The sequence below is a fragment of the Achromobacter sp. RT286_PF genome, from assembly GCF_059760425.1.
Window position 1 is genome coordinate 293843 of sequence record NZ_JCBAMR010000003.1, and the last position, 22623, is coordinate 316465.

Here is a 22623-nt window from a genome sequence, read left to right on the forward strand (position 1 = left end):
GCACATTCTAGTGACAGCCGGCTGACGCGAAACTAAAGCGACACAGCCGGCGGGGCAATGCGCAGCGGTCAAGACGGCAGAGCGCGCCGCGCAGGCCATGCCGCCGAGGGCGCCGCCAACCCGTGCCACCAACCCGCGCCACCAACCCGCGCCACCAACCCGCGCCACCCCTCCGCGCCACCCCTCCGCGCCACCCCTCCGCGCCACCCCTCCGCGACCGTGTGCGGCGATTCTCGCTTACGCCCCGATCGACACCAGCTCGGCGCCTTCGGTGACCTGGTCGCCCACGCCGTAGAACACCTCTTCGACCTTCCCGTCGCCCGGCGCGGAAATGGTGTGCTCCATTTTCATGGCTTCCATCACCAGAAGCGGTTGGCCCTTTTCGACCGTGTCGCCCGCCTTGACCGAGATCGAGATGATCTTGCCCGGCATCGGCGCGGTCAGGCCGCCGGCATGCTCGCCCTGCGTGTCCTGCGCGTGCGCCAGCGGGTCGTACAGTTCCAGCACGTGTACGCCGCTGTCGCCAAAGACGTGGGCGCGGTCGGCGTGCAGCACGACGGTGCCGGCGTTTTCATGGCCGGCCAGCGTAATGCGCAGGCCGTAGGCCAGGTTGGGATTCGCGCTGGCATGCGCGCGCCACAGGAACGGCTGCGGACCCGCGCCGGTGTCCAGCGTCCACGCGCCGCCTTGGCGCGCAACGGTGACGCGGCGCGTCTCGCCGTTGTCCACCCATTGCAGGTGGCGCTGATACTGGCCGCCCAAGCGCCAGCCGTCGCGTGCGTCCCAAGGGTCGGCGGGGCCTTTGCCGGCAGACGTTGCGTTCGGCTGGGCCAGGCCCTGGCGCACCAGCACGGCGGCCGATGCCAGCGCCAGCGTGGCGGCGTCGGCGGGCTGCGGTTCGGGCAGCAGCGTGGCGCGCTGGCGTTCGATCAGGCCGGTGTCCAGGTCGGCCGCGGCAAACGCGGTGTCTTTCATCAGCCGCGACAGGAAGGCCACGTTGGTCTGCACGCCCACGGCCTGCGTTTGCGCCAACGCCTGCAACATGCGCTGGCGGGCCTGGTCGCGGTCGGCGCCATGCACGATCAGCTTGGCGATCATGGGGTCATAGAACGGCGTGATCGTGTCGCCCGTGCGCACGCCACCATCGACGCGGATGTCGGCGTTGGCGAACGCGGTGTGCGGCGGCAGGCCCAGGTAGGCCAGGGTGCCGATCGACGGCAGGAAGCCCTTTTCAGGGTTCTCGGCGTAGATGCGGGCCTCGATGGCATGGCCGTTGATGCGCAGGTCTTCCTGGCGCGCCGGCAGCGGCTGGCCGGCGGCCACGCGCAGCTGCCATTCCACCAGGTCGTGGCCGGTGATCATTTCCGTGACCGGGTGTTCGACTTGCAGCCGCGTGTTCATTTCCATGAAGTAAAAGCGGCCGTCGGGCTCGGCAATGAATTCCACCGTGCCCGCGCCCACATAGCCCACGGCGCGCGCGGCGGCCACGGCGGCTTCGCCCATGGCGCGGCGGCGCTCTTCGGTCATGCCGGGGGCGGGGGCTTCTTCAATGACTTTCTGGTGGCGGCGCTGCACCGAGCAATCGCGTTCAAACAGGTAGACGCAATTGCCCTGCGTGTCCGCGAACACCTGGATTTCAATGTGGCGCGGCTTTTGCAGATAGCGTTCGATCAGCACGCGGTCATCGCCAAAGCTGGATGCCGCTTCGCGTTGGCACGAGGCCAGCGCGTCCAGGAATGCACCGGAAGATTCCACGACGCGCATGCCCTTGCCGCCGCCGCCCGCGCTGGCCTTGATCAGCACGGGGTAGCCGATGCCGTCCGCCTGCGTCTTCAGGAATTGCGGGTCCTGGTTGTCGCCGTGATAGCCGGGCACCAGCGGCACGCCGGCTTTTTCCATCAGCGATTTGGCGGCTGATTTGCTGCCCATAGCGGCAATGGCGGATGCTGGCGGGCCCACGAACGCGATGCCGGCCTGTTGAGCGGCTTGCGCGAACGCTTCGTTTTCCGACAAGAAGCCATACCCCGGGTGGATGGCGCCCGCGCCGGTGTCGCGCGCGGCTTGCAGGATGGCGTCGGCGCGCAGATAGCTGGCGCGCGGTTCCGATCCGCCGATGTACACGGCTTGATCGCAAGCGGCCACGTGGCGCGCGTTGGCGTCCGCGTCTGAATAGACGGCGACGGTGCGGATGCCCATGCGGCGGGCAGTGGCGGCGACGCGGCAGGCGATCTCGCCGCGATTGGCAATCAGCAAAGTGTCGAACATGAATGTCATCCTGGCTGTAATTCTTCTTGAACTGCAAGCGCTGCGGTAAGGGGCGCGATGGGGCCGACGCCCTACATGCGGAAGACGCCGAAACGCGTGTCTTCGATGGGCGCGTTCAGCGCGGCCGACAGCGCCAGCCCCAGCACGCGGCGCGTGTCGGCGGGCGCGATGATGCCGTCGTCCCACAGCCGCGCGGTGGCGTAGTACGGATGGCCTTCGTGTTCGTACTGTTCGCGGATGGGCGCCTTGAACGCGGCTTCTTCGTCGGCGGACCACTGGCCGCCGCGCGCTTCGATGCCGTCGCGCTTGACGGTGGCCAGCACGCTGGCGGCCTGCTCGCCACCCATGACCGAGATGCGCGCGTTGGGCCACATGAACAGCATGCGCGGGGAATAGGCGCGGCCGCACATGCCGTAGTTGCCGGCGCCGAACGAGCCGCCGATCAGCACGGTGAACTTGGGCACGGCGGCGGTGGCCACCGCCGTCACCATCTTGGCGCCGTGGCGCGCGATGCCTTCATTTTCGTACTTGCGGCCGACCATGAAGCCGGTGATGTTCTGCAGGAACACCAGCGGAATCTTGCGCTGCGCGCACAGTTCGATAAAGTGCGCGCCCTTTTGCGCCGACTCTGAAAACAGGATGCCGTTGTTGGCGACGATGCCCACGGGCATGCCCTGGATATGCGCAAAGCCGGTCACCAGCGTGGGGCCGAAGCGCGCCTTGAATTCATCGAACTCCGAGCCGTCCACGATGCGCGCGATGACTTCGCGCACGTCATAGGGCTTGCGCGTGTCGGCGGGAATGATGCCGTTCAGTTCGCTGGGGTCGTAGCGCGGTTCGCGCGGCGCGATGGTGGCCAGTTGCGCGGGCTTCTTGCGATTGAGCCGCGCGACGGCGTTGCGCGCCAATTGCAGCGCGTGCATGTCGTTGGCGGCCAGGTGGTCCACCACGCCGGACAGGCGCGTGTGCACGTCGCCGCCGCCCAGGTCCTCGGCGCTGACTTCTTCGCCCGTGGCCGCCTTTACCAGCGGCGGGCCGCCCAGGAAGATGGTGCCCTGGTTCTTCACGATGATGGATTCATCGCTCATGGCGGGCACGTAGGCGCCGCCGGCGGTGCACGAGCCCATCACCACGGCGATCTGCGAAATGCCCTGCGCGGACATCTGCGCCTGGTTGTAGAAGATGCGGCCGAAGTGTTCGCGGTCGGGGAACACTTCGTCTTGCTGCGGCAGGTTGGCGCCGCCCGAATCCACCAGGTAGACGCAGGGCAGATGGTTTTGCGCCGCGATTTCCTGTGCACGCAGGTGCTTCTTGACGGTCATCGGGTAGTACGTGCCGCCTTTGACGGTGGCGTCGTTGCAGACGATGACGCATTCGGTGCCCGACACACGCCCGATGCCGGTGATGACGCCCGCGCCGGGCGCGTCGCCGTCGTACATGCCGTGCGCCGCCATGGGCGACAGTTCCAGGAACGGGGTACCCGGATCGATCAGGTTTTCGACGCGGTCGCGTGGCAGCAGCTTGCCGCGCGCCACGTGCTTGGCGCGCGCGGCTTCACTGCCGCCCAGCGCGGTCTGCGCCAGTTTCTGATTCAGATCATCCAGCTGCGCCTGCATGGCGCGCGCGTTATCGGTGTAGTCCTGCGACCGCGGATTGATGCGGGATTCGATGATGGGCATGGGGTTCCACCCGTCCTGCGTGATTGGAATTTGAAGGCGCTCTGGTCGAGCGGTTTGTCTCTGCTTCCCGGTGGGCCGGGCATTCTTGTCGAATGGGTTTTCGTTGCGCCTTTCCCGGCATGACCCGCGACTCGTGGTCGCGTCCGGAAGACATACAAGAAAGGCGCGGCGAAAAACCAATCGGGAGACGGAGATGATTCCGTCTCCCTGGTCGTGATTCAGGCCGTGATTTAGACCATTTCGATAGCCATCGCCACGGCTTCACCGCCGCCGATGCACAGCGTGGCAACGCCGCGCTTGCCGCCGGTCTTGCGCAATGCGCCGACCAGCGTGGCCATCAGGCGCGCGCCCGATGCCCCGATGGGGTGGCCCAGGGCGGTGGCGCCGCCATGCACGTTGACCTTGTCGTGCGGCAGCTTGAAGTCGTTCATGGCGGCCATGGTGACCACCGCGAAGGCTTCGTTGATTTCGTACAGGTCCACGTCCTCGGCCTTCCAGCCGGTCTTGGCGAACAGGTTTTTCAGCGCGCCAACCGGCGCGGTGGTGAACCAGCCCGGCTCTTGCGAATGCTGGCTGTGGCCGACGATGCGGGCCAGCGGCTTGACGCCGAGTTTTTCGGCGGTAGACGCGCGCATCAGCACCATCGCGGCGGCGCCGTCGGAAATCGACGACGAGTTGGCGGCGGTGATGGTGCCGTCTTTCTTGAAGGCGGGCTTGAGCGTGGGGATCTTTTCCGGCATGGCCTTGGTGGGGGCTTCGTCGGTGTCGATCACCGTGTCGCCCTTGCGGCCCGCAACGGTAACGGGCGCGATTTCCCACTTGAAGCTGCCGTCTTCGGTGGCGGCTCGGGCGCGGCGCAGCGATTCCAGCGAGAAAGCATCCTGCTGTTCACGCGTGAATTCGTACTTCGCGGCGCAGTCTTCGGCGAACACGCCCATGGCCTTGCCCTTGTCGTAGGCATCTTCCAGGCCGTCCAGCGCCATGTGGTCATACACGGTGTTGTGGCCGAAGCGGTAGCCCTGGCGTGCCTTGAGCAGCAAGTACGGCGCGTTGCTCATGCTTTCCTGGCCACCCGCCACCACCACCTGCGCGCTGCCGGCAGCCAGCAGGTCGTGGCCGAACATGGCTGCCTTCAGGCCTGAACCGCACACCTTGTGGATCGTGGTGCATGCCACGCCCAGCGGCAGGCCGGCACCCAGCGCCGCCTGGCGTGCGGGCGCCTGGCCCTGGCCGGCTTGCAGCACGTTGCCCATGATGACTTCGTCGACCTGGTCCGGCTTGATGCCGGCGCGTTCGATGGCGGCCTTGATGGCCACCGAACCCAGCTCATGCGCGGCCAGGCCGGACAGGCTGCCCAGCATGCCGCCCATGGGGGTGCGGGCGATGGAAACGATAACGATGGGATCTGACATGACTAACTCCTGTGGGGGTCGGGACAGCGTCTGGGTGTCGGCGCTGCGCGGTCGCCAGAAAGGCGTGCCGGACGCAGGCGTCTGTCCGTATCGTAAGGGAAAAATTCTTCAATACGGCCCTGCGCCACTTGGGCGCGGCAGGCTTGCCACCAGTCCGGTTCCAGCAGGTCGGCATGGTGACGCATGAAGGCGCCGCGCACGCGCGCGTCGCCCAGCAGGAAGCGGCCGAATTCTTCGGGAAATACGTCGTTCGGTCCGATGGCGTACCAGGGTTCGGACGCCATTTCCGCTTCTTCGTTGGGAGCCGGCGGAATGCGCCGGAAATTCATCTCGGTCATGCGCTGGATTTCGTCGTAGTCATAAAAGACGACGCGGCCCAGGCGCGTCACGCCGAAGTTCTTGTAAAGCATGTCGCCGGGGAAGATATTGGCGGCGGCCAACTGGCGGATGGCGTCGCCGTATTCACGCACGGCGGGGTCCAGCAAGGCGTCGGAGGCCTGGCGCAGATAGATATTGAGCGGCGTCATCCGCCGTTCGATGTAGACGTGGCGGATGACCACCGTGTCGGCCGTTTCTTCGATCAGGCTGGGCACCAGGCGGCGCAGTTCGTCCAGCAAGGCGGGCGCGAAGCGGCTGCGCGGCAACGCCACCTGCGAATACTCCCAGGTATCGGCCATGCGGCCCACGCGGTCATGCAGCTTGACCATCTGGTACTTGCGCCGCACGGTGGCGTGGTCCATGCCGTCTTTGTCGATGCGGTCCTTGATGAGCTTGAACACATAGGGGTAGGACGGCAGCGTGAACACGCACATCACCATGCCCTTGATGCCGGGCGCAATGTCGAAGGCGTCGCGCGAATGGGCCAGGTGATGCAGGAAGTCGCGGTAGAACAGCGTCTTGCCCTGCTTTTGCAGGCCGATCATGGTGTAGAGCTCGGCCTTGGGCTTGCGCGGCAACAGGCTGGCCAGGAAATTCACCACGGCGGCCGGCGTTTCCATGTCGACCAGGAAATAGGCGCGTGTGAAGCTGAACAGCGTGCTCAGGTCGTCGGCGCCCAGCAGCAGCGCGTCCAGCGTGACCTGGCCCGCCGGGTTGCGCGTCAGCGCCACGGCAAAGGGGTAGACGGTAGTCTGGTTGATCAGGCGGCCGACAATGTAGGCGCCCTTGTTGCGAAAGAACAGCGAGCCCAGCGCATGGATCTGGCAATCGCTGGCGATGCGCCGGCCCACGTGGCGCGGCAGCAGCGTGCGCAATTGCGCGACGGCGGCGCGCGCCAGCATGCGCGTATCGCGCGGCAGGTCTTCGAAAGGCAGCGCCAGGCCGAAGTCGGCCACCATGCGGATCAGGCTTTTTTCCAGGCCGTCGGTTGCCGGGTAATACACCCGGTACGACGGGGTGCTGCTGTCCAGGTAGTCGGTTGCAACGGCGGGCCGAACGAACAGGAAATCGTTGTGAAAATAGTCGCGGTGCAACAGGCGGCACGAGACTGAATTGAAGAAGGTCTCGGCGCATTCCGGCTGCTTGTGCTCGCCCAGCAGGCCCACGAATTCCTGCTTGATCTGTTGCCAGTAGGCGGTCTGGGCGCCGGTCAGGGCGGGTACGGCCACGCCGTTGCCGTTGGCGTTGCCGTTGGCGTTGCCGTTGTGGCCGGGGATGTCGTCCAGCGCGCCTTCCGGGCGGCCGCGCAGCACCGCTTCCAGCTGCGTGGCGCATTCGCGCACACGCATGTCGTAGTACTCGATGCGTTCGCGCGACAGGTGCTGGATGCCGTGCCAGTCGCCCGATTCGAACAGCGCCTTGGCCCGCTGTGCGCTGTAGCGAAACAGCGCGTAGTGGCGGTCAAACCCGGCCAGGATGATCCGCGCCACGTCCAGCGCCGAGGGCCCCGGGGCGGGGGCCTGCTCGATATGCTGGACATCGGACATGCGGATCATGGTGGGGCGCTCGGCCGGCGTGTCAGGCGGTTTCGTTGAACAGTTCGCGGCCGATCAGCATGCGGCGGATTTCGCTGGTGCCCGCGCCAATTTCATACAGCTTGGCGTCGCGCCACAGGCGCCCCACCGGGTATTCGTTGATGTAGCCGTTGCCGCCCAGGATCTGCACGCCTTCGCCCGCCATCCACGTGGCCTTCTCGGCCGTGTACAGGATCAATGCGGCGCAGTCCTTGCGCACCTGGCGCACGTGTTCGGCGCCCAGTTTGTCCAGGTTCTTGCCGACCTGGTAGCAGAAGGCGCGGCTGGCTTGCAGCGTGGTGTACAGGTCGGCGACCTTGCCCTGGATCAGCTGGAATTCGCCGATGGCCTGGCCAAACTGCTTGCGGTCATGGATGTAGGGCACCACCACGTCCATCACGGCCTGCATGATGCCCAGCGGGCCGCCGGACAAGACGGCGCGTTCGTAGTCCAGCCCGCTCATCAGCACCTTGACGCCGCCGTTGACCTGGCCCAGCACGTTTTCTTCGGGGATTTCGCAGTCCTGGAACACGAGTTCACCCGTGTGGCTGCCGCGCATGCCCAGCTTGTCCAGCTTTTGCGCCACCGAGAAGCCCTTGAAGCCTTTTTCGACCAGGAAGGCGGTGATGCCGCGCTGGTGGGCCTCGGGGTTGGTCTTGGCGTAGACCACCAGCGTGTCGGCGTCGGGGCCGTTGGTGATCCACATCTTGGTGCCGTTCAGCACGTAGCGGTCGCCCTTCTTGTCGGCGCGCAGTTTCATGCTGACCACGTCCGAGCCGGCGCCCGGTTCGCTCATGGCCAAGGCGCCCACGTGTTCGCCGGAGATCAGCTTGGGCAGGTACTTGGCCTTTTGCGCGGTCGTGCCGTTGCGGTTGATCTGGTTCACGCACAGGTTCGAGTGCGCGCCGTACGACAGGCCGACCGAGGCGCTGGCGCGCGAGATCTCTTCCATCACCACCATATGGGCCAGGTAGCCCATGTTGGCGCCGCCGTATTCTTCGTCGGCCGTCATGCCCAGCACGCCAAGCTCACCGAATTTGCGCCAAAGGTCCATCGGGAACTGGTCGCTGCGATCCACCTCGGCAGCGCGCGGAGCGATCTCGGCCTGCGCAAAATTGCGCACGGCGTCGCGCAGCATGTCCAGGTCTTCGCCCAGGTCGAAGTTCAGGCCGGGAAGGTTCATCGGTGTCTCCGTGATAGTGGGTACTTACATTCTTATGGGCGCCTGTGGCCAGCGCCGTGCCGCCATCGTGTGGCTCATCATGCGCCGATCCGGTGTCGCCGCGCAATGATGCACCGCAAATATTACGTTTACGTAAACGTAAATTGGAGTCGGGTTATCCCTAGGAAATTGCCGCTTTCATGGGGAAGAACGCTGTTTACTATGCCTGCCTGTCCCCCGAATTTGCCTGACCGAAGCGGAGTGTGCCGTGCTTGAACTATCCAATCTGGACGAAATTGTGGCGCTGCGGCGCGATATCCATATGCACCCGGAGCTGTGCTACGAAGAGCACCGAACCGCCAAAGTGGTGGCGGACACGCTGCGCGGCTGGGGCATCGAGACGCATACGGGCATCGCCAAGACCGGTGTGGTGGGCGTGATCAAGCGTGGCACGTCGGACCGGGCCATCATGTTGCGCGCCGACATGGACGCCCTGCCCATGCAGGAAGAAAACCAGTTTGAACACCGCTCGCGCCATGACGGCAAGATGCACGGTTGCGGCCACGACGGCCACACCGCCATGCTGCTGGCGGCGGCGCGGCACTTGCAGACGGCCGGCGGCTTTGATGGCACCGTCTACCTGTGTTTCCAGCCTGCCGAGGAAGGCGGCGCCGGCGGCCGCGCCATGATCCAGGACGGCCTGTTCACGCGCTTTCCCTGTGAAGCCGTATTTGGCATGCACAACTGGCCGGGCCTGCCGGCCGGTGCGTTCGGCGTATGCGCCGGCCCGATGATGGCGGCGGCCAATGGCTTCAAGATCACCGTCAAGGGCAAGGGCGGCCACGCCGCCGCGCCGCAGGATTGCAACGACCCGGTGCCCGCCCTGTTCGCCATCGGCCAGTCGCTGCAAACCATCCTGACCCGCAGCAAGCGTCCGCTGGACGCGGCGGTGCTGTCGATCACGCAGGTGCAGGCAGGCGGCAGCGTCATCAACGTCATTCCGAACACGGCGTGGCTGGGCGGCTCGGTGCGGGCGTATCGCACCGAGGTCGTCGACCTGATCGAACGCCGCATGAACGAAATAGCCGGCAACATTGCCGCCGCGCACGGCTGCGAGGCCGACGTGTTCTTCGAACGCCGCTACCCGGCGCTGGTCAACACCGTGGCCGAAACGGAATTCTGCATGCAGGTCATGCGCGATGTGGTCGGCGACGAACGCGCGCTGACGATCGAACCCGCCATGGCATCGGAAGACTTCGCGTTCCTGTTGCAGGAAAAGCCGGGCTGCTATGTCTTCCTGGGCAACGGCGATGGCGAACACCGCATGGCCGGCCACGGGCTGGGTCCGTGCATGTTGCACAACGCCAGCTATGACTTCAATGATTCGTTGATTCCGGCGGGCGCGTCGTACTGGGTTCGCCTGGCGCAACGCTATCTGACGGCCTGACGGGCCTGTTCGCCCGACGCTTTACCTCACGCAGTGCTACGCAACATCACCAGGACAATATGAAAAAGAAGACTTTGCTGATCAAGGCCGCGGGGGCGGCCCTGGCAATCGTGGCAAGCGGCGCCATGGCCCAAGGCTGGCCCGCCAAACCCATCACGCTGGTGGTGCCGTACACGGCGGGCGGTAGCGCGGACGCCATCGGCCGCCGTTTGGGCGACGTGCTGCGCAAGGAAGCCAACGTTACCGTCATCGTTGAAAACAAGCCGGGCGCGGGTGCATCGGTGGGCACAGACTTCGTCGCGCGTTCGCAGCCGGACGGCACGACGCTGCTGCTGGCGTCGACCAGCCCGCTGACGATCTTCCCGCATCTGGCCAAGACCAACTACGACCCGATGAAGGACCTGACGCCGGTGGCCAGCGTGGCCGTCGCGCCGGTGGCCATCGTTGCCACCAAGGCCCTGCCGGTCAAGGACTTTGCGGGCTTGATCGACTACGCCAAGTCGCATCCGGAAGGCGTGCGTTACGGCACGCCGGGCCAGGGCACCGTGGCGCATATCGGCATGGCCGCCGTCACCAGGCAGACCGGCACGCAGATGCTGCACGTGCCCTATCGGGGCAACAGTCAGGCGCTGACCGACGGGCTGGGCGGCGTGGTGGAATTGCTGGTGGTCAATAGCGACGTGGTGCTGCCGCACGTGGCTAACGGCGCGTTAAAGCCGCTGGCGGTGATGGCGCCGCAACGCCTGGCCGCATGGCCCGATGTGCCGACGATGGCCGAACTGAAGTTGCCGCAGGCGCAGTACTACTCGAACTTCGGCGTGTTTGCGCCCGCCAACTTGCCGCCCACCGTGTCCCAGCCGCTGCTGGCGGCGCTGACGCGCGCGGTGGCCAGCGCTGATTTCCAGGACCTGCTGGCCAAGTCGTATCTGCAACCGGGCACCGCGACCGGCGAGGCGTTTGCCAAGCAGGTGCAGGCGGAATTCACCAACAACGCCCGCCTGATCAAAGAAGGCAATATCAAGGCCGATTAAGCCTGGGCTTGTGGGGAAGCCCGCGGTCATCCACCGGCAGCCCCATGACCCGATAACGCATGGCGGCCAACGATTTGGCATTGGTGATGCGGGCCATGTGGGCGCACTGCGCGCACCAATGGCCCGCGCGAATCGACGCGAACGGCGCATGCCAATCGTGACCGCGATGACACAGCCAGTGCATTTTTCGGGTGGTGTTCAAGTACACGGACGTCAGGCATTCGCCACCGCGATCGCGGGCCGCCTGATGCGCGGCCTCGATGCCCAGCCGCTTGTTCAAGTTGGCGCAAACGCCGCACCAACTGCCCAGCAGAATCTTGCCGCCGGTGGTCAGCCATTCGTGGCCGTCGGCGCAGCGGAATCGATACCGCACGCCCAGCCCGCGATACGCGTCCGACAGGCACAGGCCGCCGCGCTCTTTGGCCTTGCGTTGCAGGCGGGCCAGGCCGTCGGGATGCCGATAGCCTTCGACCTTGCGCAGGCGCGCGCATTCCGGGCACCAGGTTCGACGCAGCACATCCGCACCCGCCGCTTCCCATTCGTGCCCCGCGCCGCAGCGGAACTGAAAGCTCTTTTGCCCGCGCGGGCTGGCGGTATCCAGGCACTGCCCGCCGCGCGCGATGGCGGTCTTCTGGATACGCACCAGCAGGTCGTCGCGCCGACGCCGGTAGCCCGCGTCGCGCCCACACACGGCGCAACCGATACGTTGCAGCGCCTTGTTGCCCTTGCGGTTCCAGGCGTGGCCGGCGTCGCATTGAAAGCGATGCGGTACATCCCAGCCCAGCCAGTGCGGCTCCAGGCAGGTGACCCCGTTCTTCTGCGCCAGTTCGCCCAAGCGTGTGAAGTTGGCCTCGGCCGCGCATAACGGGCATTTGACTTGCAGCGCGCGGCCGAAAGTTTGCAGCGTGCGCTGGAATTGGTGCCCTGCGTTGCATTGGAAACGGTACATCGCCGACAAGCCCCGCCAATGCGTATCCAGGCATTCAAAGCCGGCCGCGTCGGCGGCGATGCGCAATTGCGGTTGGCGGTCGAGGATGGGGTGTTGGGGCTTCGTGTGCATGAGGAATCCTGTTGCCAGAGACACCGCCATTGACCACCGTGCGCCGCCGCAAGAACCCGGCAAGACAGAAGCAAAGCCGAAGGAAGGCGCGCAAGGGCTTCGGGCAATCACGGCCGCGATGCAGCGGGGATGGCGATTGCCGATCTTGCCTTCCTGTCGGACGCAAAGATATTGGATAAGTCTTATTTTTGATCGGAACTTTCTGAGGCGCCGACGGGGGGAGGTCGGGCTGTGCAGGTCGGGCCGAGTAGGTAGGGCCGCGTCAGGTCGGGCGGGGTCCGAACATGATCACAAGCATGCCCGCCAGGCACAGGCCCACGCCCAGCCAGTCGCTTGCGCTGGGCCGCACGCCGTCAACCGCCCACAACCACATCAACGCCATGCCGATGTACACGCCGCCGTAAGCGGCGTAGACGCGGCCGGAGGCGGCGGGGTGCAGCGTCAGCAGCCACGCGAAAAGCGCCAGGCTGGCCGCGGCCGGGGCAAGCAGCCAGATGGAATGGCCCTTGCGCAACCACAGGTATGGAAGGTAGCAGCCGATGATTTCGGCCAGCGCCGTCAGGACGAACAGCGCAAGGGTTTGCAGGGCCGCCACGTGCGCGCCTTCAGGGTTTTTGCGCCAGCAGCGCGCGGCATTCGCGTTCCTGCTGCGCAATTTCCTGCAAGGTGTCTTCGATGTCGCGGCGCTGTTGTTCCAGCGTGTCGCGGTGCTGCTCCAGTACGCTGAGGTACTGGCGCAATTGCACTTCGGTATCGCCGGGGCCGTCGTACATGTCGATCAGCGTCAGGATTTCAGACAGCTGCAGGCCCAGGCGTTTGCCCCGTAGCGCCAGTTTCAGGCGCGTGCGGTCGCGCGGGCCAAAGATGCGGTTGCGGCCCTCGCGCGCCGGGCTGACGATACCCTGGTCTTCATAGAAGCGGATCGTGCGGGGCGTGACGTCGAACTCGCGGGCGAGCTCAGAGATGGTCCAGGTTGACGAGGGCATGCGGCGTGTGGCAGTTTACGTAAACGTAAATTATGATGACTTGACGTCAACGTCAAGCGTGGAGCAAGAGGCAATGAACCCCAACGAACAGAAATTGCAGTACCCCTGGGCGGACTTCCAGCCCGAAGCCGGCCGGGCCCATGTGGTGGCGGAAGGCGTCAAGTGGATCCGGATGCCGCTGCCGTTCGCGCTGGATCATATCAACCTCTGGCTGCTGCGCGACCGCATCGACGGCCAGGACGGCTGGACCATCGTTGACTGTGGCATCTCGCGCGACGAGGTCAAGGCCTTGTGGGAAGACGTCTTCAAGAACGAACTTGAAGGCCTGCCCGTGCTGCGCGTCCTGGTCACGCATATGCACCCCGACCACATCGGCCTGGCGCATTGGCTGTGCGAACGCTGGGACGCGCGGCTGTGGATGACGATGACGGACTTCATGGTGGCCTCGTTGTGGTCGTCGCGCCGCAACGAAGCGGGCGGCGGCCCGGGCGGCCAATCCGCCGTCGAACACTTTGCGCGCCATGGCCTGACGGACCTGGACGCGCAAGAGCAGATCCGCCAGCGCGCCAACTACTACCCCAACCTGGTGCCGGCGGTGCCCGCCCGCTACACGCGCATCATGCACGGCGATCAGGTGCGCATCGGTGACCACGACTGGCGCGTGATCGTGGGTTACGGCCACGCGCCGGAACACGCCTCGCTGTACAGCGCCGACCTGAACGTGCTGATCTCGGGCGACATGGTGCTGCCGCGCATTTCCACCAACATCAGCGTGTTCGATTACGAGCCCGACGCCAACCCCTTGCCGCTGTACCTGCGGTCGCTGGACGGCTACGCCGGCCTGCCCCGCGACGCGCTGGTGCTGCCCTCGCACGGGCGGCCGTTCAAGGGCCTGCACGAGCGCATTGCGCAGCAGCACGAACACCACCGCGATCGTCTGGCCGAAGTGCTTGAGGCATGCGCCGCGCAGCCGCAGTCAACGACGGACATCTTGCCGGTGCTGTTCAAGCGCAAGCTGGACCTGCATCAGCTGACCTTCGCCATGGGCGAAGCGCTGGCGCACCTGCATGCGCTGTATTTCGAGGGCAAGCTGCGTCGTGCCACCGGCGACGACGGCATCGTGCGGTTCACGGCTGCGTGATCGACAAGCGCGGCGGGTTCATGACCGGACCCGTCAGCGTGTCGCCGTGGCCAGCCTGACGGCAAGGCCCACGAACACCAGGGCGGCGATGCGATTGAGCCAACGCTTGGCCGTGACCGAGCGTTGCAGCAGTTCGCCGAACGCGCCGGAAAAGAACGCGATGGCGCCGAACACCAGCAACGTCGACACCATGAACACGGCGCCAAGCTGCATGACCTGCAAGCCGACCGGGCCCAGCGCGGGCGTGGTGAATTGCGGCAGGAAGGCGAAGAAGAACAGCAGCACCTTGGGGTTGGTCAGGTTCATGACGATGCCGCGCCGGTACAGCGCGCCGGGCTTGAGCGGTTCGGGCCGTTTGCCGTCTTCCGATTCCACGGGGGCGCGCAGGATCTGCCAGGCCAGGTATGTCAGGTACGCCGCACCCGCCAGCTTAAGCGCCGTGAACGCCATGGGCGAGGCCGCGAACACGGCGGCAAGCCCGAGGGCGACGGCGGCCGTGTGGCCCAGCAGACCGGTGCACAGCCCCAGCACCACCAGCATGCCCGCCTTGCGTCCCCAGATAGCGGACTGCATCAGCACGAACACATTGTCCGGCCCGGGCGTCAGCGCCAGCAGCACGGCAATGCCGAAAAAAGCGATCAGGGTGTCGAAGGGCAGCATGGGACGTGGCCTGGTGGAGGTGGGCGCCGGGTAGCCCGGAGAATGGCATCATAAGGGCAAATTCCCCGCAGTTCAGCGCTGCCACGGAACCCCAAGGACAGAGAGAGACACGCCATGACGACAAACGCCGCGCAGGCATCGCAAGCATCGCAAGCATCGCAAGCGCCAGAAGCATCGCAAGCGTCCGAAGCATCGCAAGCCGCCCCGGCCCGACATGCCTCCCACGCCGGCCCCGGCCTCGACACCGCAGCCGGCCCCGACGCCGCGCTGCACGCCCTGCTGCTGGCCCGGCACAGCTGCCGTGCCTTCCTGCCCGCGCCCGTGCCGCGCGACGTCATCGAACGCATCCTGACGCTGGCCCAGCGCACGGCGTCATGGTGCAACTGCCAGCCCTGGCGGGTCGCGGTGACCGAAGGCGCGGGTACCGAGCGCTTGCGCGCCGCGCTGCTGGCGCGGGCGCAACAAGCCGATGCGTCGTCGGGCTTTACCCCCGACTTCCCCTTCCCCCGCGAATACCGCAACGAATACCTGGCGCGCCGCCGCGAATCGGGCTTTCAGCTGTACGGCGCGGTGGGCGTGGCGCGCGGTGATCGCGACGCCTATCGCCAGCAAGAATTGCGCAACTTCCAGCTGTTCGATGCGCCGCACGTAGCCATCATCACCACCGACGAGGCGCTGGGCGAATACGGCGCGATGGATTGCGGCGGCTACGTCGCCAACTTCCTGCTGGCGGCGCAGGCCAACGGCGTGGCCACGGTGGCCCAGGCGTCGCTGGCGATGTACCCCGAGGTACTGCGCGACGTGCTGGGCATCAACGCCGACCGGCGCGTGGTCTGCGGCATCTCGTTCGGCTATGCCGACGCCGATCATCCGGCCAACAGCTACCGCACGCGCCGCGCCGACCTGCCCGAAACGGTCAGTTGGGTCACGGCCTAGGGACAGGCGCCGCCGCGCCTGATATGGTTCACCCTGTTCGCCCCGAGTCCGGCCCTGTTCATTTCTCCAGCGTTCCTTCGAAGATGACCTCCAAACACATCGATACGGTTTTGCAGCACGCGGGCACCGCCCCGTTCGACCCCCAGACCGGTACCGCGCCCGTGCCGCTGCCGCCGATGCGCGCCAGCACCGTGCGGTTCCAGAACCTGGCCGCGCTGGAACAGGCGCAGCGCAGCAAGGCCGAAGGCGGTCGCGCCACCACCTATGGCCGCATGGGCATGGACACCCACGCCGCGCTGGAACAGGTCTTTACGCAGCTGGAAGGCGGCACGCATTGCTACCTGGCGCCCTCGGGCTTGTCCGCGATGACGATGGTCATGATGGCGCTGTGCTCGGCCGGCGACCACGCGCTGATCTCCGATTGCGTCTACGGCCCGATGCGGGAACTGGACGACGCCGTGCTCAAGCGCATGAACATCGACATCACCTACTTCGCGGCCGACGACGACCTGGACGCGCTGGTGCAGCCCAACACGAAGCTGCTGTACGTGGAATCGCCCGGCTCGCTGCTGTTTGAAATGCTGGACATGGGCGCCATGGCCGCCTTCGCCAAGCGCCACGGGTTGGTGCTGGCCACCGATAACACCTGGGGCTCGGGCTACATCTACCGTCCGTTGACGCTGGGGGCGCAGGTGTCGATCATTGCCGGCACGAAGTACGTGGGCGGGCACTCGGACCTGATGCTGGGCGCGGTGGTGACCAACGACGAAGGCATTGCCAAAAAGCTGAACCGCACGCAGTACGCGATGGGTTATTCCATCAGCGCCGACGACGCCTGGCTGGCGCTGCGCGGCGTGCGCACGATGCCGATCCGCATGGCGCAGCACGCGCGCCATGCCTTGCAGGTGTGCGAATTCTTCAAGAGTCGCCCCGAAACCGTGCGCCTTTTCCACCCGGCGTTGCCCGAAGATCCCGGCCACGCGCTGTGGCAGCGCGATTGCTCCGGGTCCAACGGCATGCTGTCGGTTGAGTTGCGCCTGTCGCCCGCCGCCGCGCGCGTGTTCGTGGATGCCCTGACGTTGTTCGGCATCGGCTTTTCGTGGGGCGGCTACGAAAGTCTGGTGCAGCTGGTGTCGCCCAAGGATTTGTCCAAGCACCGCTATTGGGGCGAAGGCGTGAACGCGGTGGTGCGCTTGCACATCGGCCTGGAAGCGCCCGAGGACATCATCGCGGACCTGACCCAGGCGCTGGAAAAGGCGGCGGCGGTCAGCGCATAGCGCCGCCGGCTTATGTGACGCCGCCGCGCCAGGCGTGGCGGCGCGCGTAGTCCCCCGGCATAGTCACCCCAGCTTAGGCGCCCGCTTAGTCGTCCGCTACCGCGCCGCGGATCCACGCGCCGATGCGGGCGGCGATGTCGTCGCTGTTGTCGTCCATCATTGGCATGTGCGAATTGCCGGCGATACCCATGTCGGCCAGCCGCCACGTGTCCACCCGGGCGCCGTGGCGTGCCAACGATTCTGCATAGTCCCGCGCGCTTGCGCACAGGCGTTGCCATAGCGGCGTGGCGTCCAGATAGTCGCCATAGACGAACAGGAACGGCTTGTTCGCCACGGCGGCGGTCGTGACGTCGGCGGAGTAGCCCGACGGTTCGATGCCGATCACACCACGCACCAGATCGGGCCGCGCATGAAGCGCCCGGTAAGCGACCTCGCCGCCATGGCTGTGCGCCACGACCACGCAGGGTCCGATGCGATCCAGCGCCGCGCAGAAACCGTGCAACGCCGCCTCGTTGTTGCTCAGCCAGCGCGGCACCGCGTGCCGGATGAAATCGTCGAACGCACCCACCGGAAAGCGCTGCCCCGCGAAGGGACGGCGCATCCCGAAATCCTCGGCGCGGCCCAGACGGAACAACGACCAGCTTTCTTCGGCGGTACGCATGATGGGCGCCTCGGGCCACACCTGCTCAAACGGCGCCCAGCCGGCGCGGCCGCGTTCGACGTTGTCCACCACATACACCGCGTGGCCCTGGCGCAGAAAGTGCTGCATCCAGCCCGCGCGACCGTCCGGCGTCTGTTCCCACATCGCGCCCGTCATGCCGCCGCCGTGCAGCAGCACGATGGGCAGCGGATGCGCCAAGCGCGCCGGGATGAAGTACTGCACATACGCCTGCTCGAAGTGGTACAGGCCATTCGGGTCATACGCTAGCGACGCGCTTTTTGTGAAAGCAATCTCGCGCTGCGGCAGCCCGGCCACGCGCACCGGCCTGCCGCCCGCGTAGAAGCTGCCGAAGTCGGCCAGCGTGACGGCATCGGCCCGGGGCTGCGCGCGCGGGGCAGCCCCGGCGTCAGGCTTGGGCCGCGTCATCGCTTGACCTGCGGGCATTGGCTGTCCGACAGCGGCCAGGCCAGCGTGTCGCCGGGAATGCTGCGCACGATGTTGTAGTAGTCCCACGGGGCCTTGGACTGCGCGGGGGTCTTCACTTGCGCCAGCATCATGTCGCGCACCACCAGGCCGTCTTCGCGGATGCGTGCGTTCATGCTGAACGGGTCATCGATGGGCAGCGATTTCATCTTGGCCATCACTGCGTCCGAGTCCGCCGTGCCGGCCGCCTTCACCGCTTGCAGGTAGTGCCGCACCTGGCCGTACACACCGGCTTGCAGGAAGGTGGGCGGGCGGCCGACGCGCGCCTCGAACTTCTTGGTGAAGGCGCGCGTGCCCTCGTTCATGTCCCAGTACGACGGCACCGTCAGGTAGGTTTTCTGCGCCGCTTGCAGCCCCAGGCTGTGCACGTCTGTGATCAGCAGCAGCATCGCCGCCAGCTGTTGTGCGCCGCCAATGCCGAATTCCGCCGCCTGCTTGATAGCCGAAATCGTGTCGCCGCCCGCGTTCGCAATGGCAATGATCTGCGCCTTGGAGCCCTGCGCCTGCAACAGGAACGACGCAAAGTCCGACGCGTTCAGGGGGTGGAACACGGTGCCTGCGACTTCGCCGCCATTGGCTTTCACGACGGTTTCCGTGTCCGCCGCCAGCTGTTTGCCGAAGGCGTAGTCCGACGCCAGGATGAACCAGCGCTTGTTGCCCTCGTTCACCACGGCGGTGGCGGTGCCGCGCGACAAGGCGTAGGTGGTGTACGTCCACTGCACGCCGTAAGGCGAGCACTGCGCCTGCGACAGCGCGGTGGTGCCGGGGCTGGAGAACAGCACCAGTTTTTTCTTTTCGCGCGCGATGCCCTGCACCGCCAGCGCGACCGAGGAATTGGGCACGTCCACCACAACGTCCACGCCGTCGGTGTCGTACCACTTGCGGACCATGCTGCTGCCGATGTCGGGGCGGTGTTGGTGGTCGCCCGAGACCAGCGAGATGGGTTTGCCCAGCACCGTGCCGCCCATTTCTTCGATAGCCAGTCGGGCGGCTTCCACCGAGCCCTTGCCGGTGGCGTCGGCGGTAACGCCCGCCATGTCCGTCAGTACGCCGATCTTCACGCCGTCCGCCGTGTTGGCGTGCGTGGCGATGGCGGTCAATGCCAGGCACAGGCCCAGCGCTTGTGCCGCGCGTTTACGCAGGAATTGCTGCTTCATTTGTCTTCCACCCTTTTGATGCCGTCGTCGCGGCGAATTCTTGTGGCAAAAGTGTAGCCCCGGCAAATAAGAAAGATGGAAGACTTCCTCAACGATTTCCCAAAGAAAAACGCCCCGGCCATGTGGCCGAGGCGTTTTGCACGATGAAGCGAAGGGGGGCGCGTGACTTACTTGTTGCGCGCCATCGGGACCAGCTTGTCGACTTCCTTCAGGGCGCCTTCATAGCTGTTGCCCGCCATGACCGGCGAGGTCATGAACTTGCCGCCAACGGCAAACGACGGGGTGCCGTCGATGCGGTAGGCGTCGGCCAGCTGCGTGGCGCGCTGCACTTGGGTTTGCACGCTGAACGAGTCAAACACGGAATCGAACTTGGCGCGGTCCACGCCTTGCGAGGCGGCCCATTCGCCCATCGACTTCTTGTCGAACAGGCGCTTGTTTTCGCCGTGGATGGCGGTGAAGAACTTGGCGTGCAGGTCGGGGCGTTCCAGGGCCATGAACGTGTAGTAGACCTGTTGCAGCGGTTTCATGCCGGCATTGAAGGCGATGGGCACTTGCTTGAGGACGACGTCCGACGGCGCGGTCTTGGCCCAGGCTTCGACCATGGGTTCCATGGCGGCGCAGTGCGGGCAGGTGTAGGCGAAGAATTCCAGCACTTCCACTTTGCCCGGGGTATCGGAGGGCAGCGGCGGGTTGATGGCCACGTAGGCTTGGGTGCCTTGGGCGTGGCTAACCGGGCTGAAGAACGCGGAGGCGGTCAGCGCGGCCGCGGCCATGATGCGAACGATCTTGGGGGACAACATGGATGAGAGGTTCCTGAGTAAAAAGTTACAGACAGGCCCGGGGCCGGATTAGTTCAATGAAAAAAATGGCGCCGCATCGCGCTACTGGCGCACCACGGCGGTTTCGATCTTGTTTTCGCCCAGGCGGCCGCGCGCCCGGTTCATGTCGTCCAGCCGCGCAAACGGGCCGACGCGCACGCGGTTCAGCGGCTTGCCGTTCACTTCGGCCTTTTGCACGGCAACCGGCAAGCCCAGCAGAATAATGCGGGCTTTGAGCGATTCCGCGTCGTTTTCGCCTCGGAACGCGCCGGCTTGCAGGTAGTACGTGCCGGTTGCGGCCGGCGCGGCGGCCTTGGCCGCAGGAGCCGGCGTGGGCGCTGGTGCGGGCTTGGACAGCGGCGTGGGGGCGGTGCCGGGGGCGCTGGCCGCAGGCGCGGCGGCTTGCGGTTTGGCGGTGGAAGGTAGCGTGGCGATCAGCGCGCCCAGATCGTCCAGCCGGGACGGGGTTTCGTCAGGCTTGGACGCGGCGCCCGATCCCGTGCCCGCGCCCGGCAGCGGCGCCGGAGCGGTGGCGGTGGGGCCGGTGGGCGGCGCGCCCGCCGCGCCGTCGCGGCCGTACAGGCCCGCGTTGGGGTCCGGCGCCTGGCGCGGATCGGGTAGCTTGCCGGGGTCGCCCTGGCGAGTGGCCCGGTCCACGAAGGGGATCGGCGCCTTGGTGACGTAGAAGGCCACGACGGCGGCCACGATCAGACCGATGAGCAGGCCGGCGAGCGCCCCGTAAAGGGTGCTGCCGCTTTCGCCGGAGGAACGGCGGGTGGTTTTGCGCTTTGTTGCCATGAACCGATGTTACATCCGCTCGGGCGCGGATACGCCCATCAGTTCCAGGCCGTTGGCCAGGACCTGACGCGTGGTGGCGGCCAGGCGCAGGCGGGCCAGCTTCAGGGCCACGTCGTCAACCAGCACGCGTTCGGCGCTGTACCAGGCGTGGAAGTCCGAGGCGCAGTCGCGCAGCCAGAACGCGATGTGGTGCGGCGACAGGTCTTGCGCCGCCAGCGCCACCACGTTGGGGAATTCGGCCAGGCGTTGCATCAGCGCGAATTCGGACGGCGCGGTCAGCAAGGACGTATCGGCGGCGGCCACGTCAGCGGCGGGCATGCCGGCGTTGTTGATCATCGTGCAGATGCGAGCGTGCGCGTACTGGATGTAATAGACGGGGTTCTCGTCGCTTTTCGACAAGGCCAGGTCCACGTCAAATACAAATTCGGTGTCGGCGCGGCGCTGGATCAGGAAGTAGCGCACGGCGTCGCGCCCGACCCAGTCGATCAGGTCGCGCATGGTGACGTAGCTGCCGGCGCGCTTGGAGATCTTGACCTCTTCGCCGCCGCGCATCACCTTGACCATCTTGTGCAGCACGTACGACGGGTAATCCTTGGGGATGCCCTCTTCCAGCGCCTGCAAGCCGGCGCGCACGCGGGCCACGGTGCCGTGGTGGTCGCTGCCCTGGATGTTCACGGCGCGGTGAAAGCCGCGTTCCCATTTGGCCTTGTGATACGCCACGTCCGGCACGAAGTAGGTGTAGCCGCCTTCGCTTTTGCGCATGACGCGGTCTTTGTCGTCGCCCGTGCCCAGTTCGGTGGTGCGCAGCCACAGCGCGCCGCCTTCTTCATAGGTATGACCGCCGGCAACCAGCGCCTTGACGGTGGCTTCGACGCGGCCCGACGTGTACAGCGAGCTTTCCAGGTAGTAGTTGTCGAACGCCAGGCCGAACGCCTGCAAGTCCAGGTCTTGTTCGCGGCGCAGGTACGCTACGGCGAAAACGCGGATGTCGTCCAGGTTGTCGATGTTGCCGGTGGCGGTGACGGGTTCGCCGTCGGACGGCTGGATGGTCTTGCCGGCCTGGAAGTCGCGCGCGATGTCGGCGATGTAGTCGCCCTTGTAGCCGTCTTCCGGCCAGTCGGGGGATTCCGTCGTCAGGCCACGGGCACGCGCCTGCACGCTGATGGCCAGGTTGTGGATCTGGTTGCCGGCGTCGTTGTAGTAGAACTCGCGGGTGACGTCCCAGCCGATGGCGTCGTACAGGCGGCACAGGGCGTCGCCCAGCGCGGCTTGGCGCGCGTGGCCCACGTGCAGCGGGCCGGTGGGGTTGGCCGACACGAATTCAACCAGGATCTTCTCGCCGCTGCGCGGGGCGCGGCCAAAGCTTGCGCCCTGCTCGGCCACGGCGGCGATGACGGCCTGGCGCGCGGCGGCGGTGATACGCAGGTTGATGAAGCCGGGGCCGGCGATTTCAGCGCTGTCGACCAGATCTCGGGCACCGGGGGCGGCCATCAGCGCGTCCACGATGGCCTGGGCCAGTTCGCGCGGGTTGCGGCGGGCCGGCTTGGCCAGTTGCATGGCTACGTTGGTGGCGACGTCGCCGTGGGCGGCAACCTTGGGGCGCTCAAGCAGCACATTGGCCTGGGCGTCGGGAAGGCTCTGCGCAACGGCGGCCTGGATCAGGGAGATAAGCTGTTTTTGTTGCTCGGGGAGCATGGG

19 protein-coding genes are annotated in these 22623 nt (G+C 66.2%); 5 read left to right on the forward strand and 14 right to left on the reverse strand.

Annotation, left to right across the window (positions count from 1 at the left end; genetic code table 11):
- Positions 1-237 precede the first annotated feature (237 nt).
- The 5 genes from AC6LJY_RS05020 to AC6LJY_RS05040 form a co-directional block, all read right to left on the reverse strand.
- Positions 238-2265, reverse strand: coding sequence for an ATP-binding protein (locus AC6LJY_RS05020; protein WP_314355864.1), 2028 nt, complete (start codon positions 2263-2265; stop codon positions 238-240).
- 71 nt (positions 2266-2336) lie between these two features.
- Positions 2337-3944 carry a carboxyl transferase domain-containing protein gene (locus tag AC6LJY_RS05025; RefSeq protein ID WP_046803957.1) on the reverse strand — a complete coding sequence of 536 codons (1608 nt, stop codon included), beginning with the start codon at positions 3942-3944 and terminating at the stop codon, positions 2337-2339.
- A gap of 230 nt (positions 3945-4174) precedes the next feature.
- Positions 4175-5356 carry an acetyl-CoA C-acetyltransferase gene (locus AC6LJY_RS05030; RefSeq protein WP_046803956.1) on the reverse strand — a complete coding sequence of 394 codons (1182 nt, stop codon included), beginning with the start codon at positions 5354-5356 and terminating at the stop codon, positions 4175-4177.
- Positions 5357-5358: 2 nt separating this feature from the next.
- Positions 5359-7290, reverse strand: coding sequence for a bifunctional isocitrate dehydrogenase kinase/phosphatase (aceK, locus tag AC6LJY_RS05035; RefSeq protein ID WP_498135413.1), 1932 nt, complete (start codon positions 7288-7290; stop codon positions 5359-5361).
- Between the two features lie 22 nt (positions 7291-7312).
- Positions 7313-8491 (reverse strand): isovaleryl-CoA dehydrogenase, encoded by a 1179-nt coding sequence (locus tag AC6LJY_RS05040; protein WP_498135414.1) that lies wholly within the window; start codon positions 8489-8491, stop codon positions 7313-7315.
- Positions 8492-8738: 247 nt separating this feature from the next.
- On the opposite strand from AC6LJY_RS05040, the gene AC6LJY_RS05045 reads away from it, so the two are divergent.
- Positions 8739-9917 carry a M20 aminoacylase family protein gene (locus AC6LJY_RS05045; protein WP_498135415.1) on the forward strand — a complete coding sequence of 393 codons (1179 nt, stop codon included), beginning with the start codon at positions 8739-8741 and terminating at the stop codon, positions 9915-9917.
- Positions 9918-9976: 59 nt separating this feature from the next.
- Positions 9977-10948, forward strand: a complete 972-nt coding sequence (locus AC6LJY_RS05050) for a Bug family tripartite tricarboxylate transporter substrate binding protein (protein WP_046803952.1) — start codon at positions 9977-9979, stop codon at positions 10946-10948.
- On the opposite strand, the gene AC6LJY_RS05055 is transcribed toward AC6LJY_RS05050, so the two are convergent.
- From AC6LJY_RS05055 to AC6LJY_RS05065, 3 genes are all read right to left on the reverse strand, one after another.
- Positions 10935-12008: a hypothetical protein gene (locus AC6LJY_RS05055; RefSeq protein ID WP_104144671.1), complete on the reverse strand. Its 1074-nt coding sequence runs from the start codon at positions 12006-12008 to the stop codon at positions 10935-10937. The two genes, AC6LJY_RS05050 and AC6LJY_RS05055, sit on opposite strands and share 14 nt — an antisense overlap.
- Positions 12009-12270: 262 nt before the next feature.
- The gene (locus AC6LJY_RS05060) at positions 12271-12603 is read right to left on the reverse strand and encodes a YnfA family protein (RefSeq protein ID WP_185975325.1); all 333 of its coding nucleotides are present in this window, start codon (positions 12601-12603) and stop codon (positions 12271-12273) included.
- A gap of 10 nt (positions 12604-12613) precedes the next feature.
- A complete protein-coding gene (locus AC6LJY_RS05065; protein ID WP_046803951.1) occupies positions 12614-12994 on the reverse strand; it encodes a MerR family transcriptional regulator in 381 nt (126 codons plus the stop codon).
- 73 nt (positions 12995-13067) lie between these two features.
- Here AC6LJY_RS05065 and AC6LJY_RS05070 point away from each other — a divergent pair, with 73 nt between their 5' ends.
- The gene (locus AC6LJY_RS05070) at positions 13068-14135 is read left to right on the forward strand and encodes an MBL fold metallo-hydrolase (protein WP_104144672.1); all 1068 of its coding nucleotides are present in this window, start codon (positions 13068-13070) and stop codon (positions 14133-14135) included.
- 33 nt (positions 14136-14168) lie between these two features.
- On the opposite strand, the gene AC6LJY_RS05075 is transcribed toward AC6LJY_RS05070, so the two are convergent.
- Positions 14169-14795: a LysE family translocator gene (locus tag AC6LJY_RS05075; protein WP_046803949.1), complete on the reverse strand. Its 627-nt coding sequence runs from the start codon at positions 14793-14795 to the stop codon at positions 14169-14171.
- A 114-nt stretch (positions 14796-14909) separates the two neighbouring features.
- Here AC6LJY_RS05075 and AC6LJY_RS05080 point away from each other — a divergent pair, with 114 nt between their 5' ends.
- Together AC6LJY_RS05080 and metC are read left to right on the forward strand one after the other, a co-directional pair.
- Positions 14910-15731: a nitroreductase gene (locus AC6LJY_RS05080; protein WP_498135416.1), complete on the forward strand. Its 822-nt coding sequence runs from the start codon at positions 14910-14912 to the stop codon at positions 15729-15731.
- Between the two features lie 83 nt (positions 15732-15814).
- Positions 15815-17008, forward strand: coding sequence for a cystathionine beta-lyase (metC, locus tag AC6LJY_RS05085; RefSeq protein ID WP_498135417.1), 1194 nt, complete (start codon positions 15815-15817; stop codon positions 17006-17008).
- A gap of 85 nt (positions 17009-17093) precedes the next feature.
- Here the strand turns inward: metC and AC6LJY_RS05090 are convergent, their stop codons facing one another.
- The 5 genes from AC6LJY_RS05090 to argS all read right to left on the reverse strand — a co-directional run bounded on the left by AC6LJY_RS05090 (position 17094) and on the right by argS (position 22620).
- Complete coding sequence (locus AC6LJY_RS05090; protein ID WP_498135418.1) at positions 17094-18113, reverse strand: alpha/beta hydrolase; 1020 nt, start codon at positions 18111-18113, stop codon at positions 17094-17096.
- A complete protein-coding gene (locus AC6LJY_RS05095) occupies positions 18092-19309 on the reverse strand; it encodes an ABC transporter substrate-binding protein (RefSeq protein WP_498135419.1) in 1218 nt (405 codons plus the stop codon). Before AC6LJY_RS05095 ends, AC6LJY_RS05090 begins: the two co-directional genes overlap by 22 nt.
- Before the next feature lie 167 nt (positions 19310-19476).
- Entirely contained in the window at positions 19477-20109 is a 633-nt protein-coding gene (locus AC6LJY_RS05100; protein WP_046803945.1) for a thiol:disulfide interchange protein DsbA/DsbL, read from the reverse strand.
- 81 nt (positions 20110-20190) lie between these two features.
- A complete protein-coding gene (locus AC6LJY_RS05105; RefSeq protein WP_219991517.1) occupies positions 20191-20925 on the reverse strand; it encodes an SPOR domain-containing protein in 735 nt (244 codons plus the stop codon).
- A gap of 9 nt (positions 20926-20934) precedes the next feature.
- Positions 20935-22620 (reverse strand): arginine--tRNA ligase, encoded by a 1686-nt coding sequence (gene argS / locus AC6LJY_RS05110; protein ID WP_104144676.1) that lies wholly within the window; start codon positions 22618-22620, stop codon positions 20935-20937.
- Positions 22621-22623 lie beyond the last annotated feature (3 nt).

Bases quoted from the DNA above. Each gene is read 5' to 3' on its own strand.
- AC6LJY_RS05090 (WP_498135418.1), bottom strand. From the start codon at position 18,113: ATGCCCGCAGGTCAAGCGATGACGCGGCCCAAGCCTGACGCCGGGGCT.
- AC6LJY_RS05065 (WP_046803951.1), bottom strand. From the start codon at position 12,994: ATGCCCTCGTCAACCTGGACCATCTCTGAGCTCGCCCGCGAGTTCGAC.
- argS (WP_104144676.1), bottom strand. From the start codon at position 22,620: ATGCTCCCCGAGCAACAAAAACAGCTTATCTCCCTGATCCAGGCCGCC.
- AC6LJY_RS05030 (WP_046803956.1), bottom strand. From the start codon at position 5,356: ATGTCAGATCCCATCGTTATCGTTTCCATCGCCCGCACCCCCATGGGC.
- aceK (WP_498135413.1), bottom strand. From the start codon at position 7,290: ATGATCCGCATGTCCGATGTCCAGCATATCGAGCAGGCCCCCGCCCCG.
- AC6LJY_RS05100 (WP_046803945.1), bottom strand. From the start codon at position 20,109: ATGTTGTCCCCCAAGATCGTTCGCATCATGGCCGCGGCCGCGCTGACC.
- AC6LJY_RS05020 (WP_314355864.1), bottom strand. From the start codon at position 2,265: ATGTTCGACACTTTGCTGATTGCCAATCGCGGCGAGATCGCCTGCCGC.
- AC6LJY_RS05105 (WP_219991517.1), bottom strand. From the start codon at position 20,925: ATGGCAACAAAGCGCAAAACCACCCGCCGTTCCTCCGGCGAAAGCGGC.
- AC6LJY_RS05055 (WP_104144671.1), bottom strand. From the start codon at position 12,008: ATGCACACGAAGCCCCAACACCCCATCCTCGACCGCCAACCGCAATTG.
- AC6LJY_RS05075 (WP_046803949.1), bottom strand. From the start codon at position 14,795: ATGCTGCCCTTCGACACCCTGATCGCTTTTTTCGGCATTGCCGTGCTG.
- AC6LJY_RS05050 (WP_046803952.1), top strand. From the start codon at position 9,977: ATGAAAAAGAAGACTTTGCTGATCAAGGCCGCGGGGGCGGCCCTGGCA.
- AC6LJY_RS05025 (WP_046803957.1), bottom strand. From the start codon at position 3,944: ATGCCCATCATCGAATCCCGCATCAATCCGCGGTCGCAGGACTACACC.
- metC (WP_498135417.1), top strand. From the start codon at position 15,815: ATGACCTCCAAACACATCGATACGGTTTTGCAGCACGCGGGCACCGCC.
- AC6LJY_RS05070 (WP_104144672.1), top strand. From the start codon at position 13,068: ATGAACCCCAACGAACAGAAATTGCAGTACCCCTGGGCGGACTTCCAG.
- AC6LJY_RS05040 (WP_498135414.1), bottom strand. From the start codon at position 8,491: ATGAACCTTCCCGGCCTGAACTTCGACCTGGGCGAAGACCTGGACATG.
- AC6LJY_RS05095 (WP_498135419.1), bottom strand. From the start codon at position 19,309: ATGAAGCAGCAATTCCTGCGTAAACGCGCGGCACAAGCGCTGGGCCTG.
- AC6LJY_RS05080 (WP_498135416.1), top strand. From the start codon at position 14,910: ATGACGACAAACGCCGCGCAGGCATCGCAAGCATCGCAAGCATCGCAA.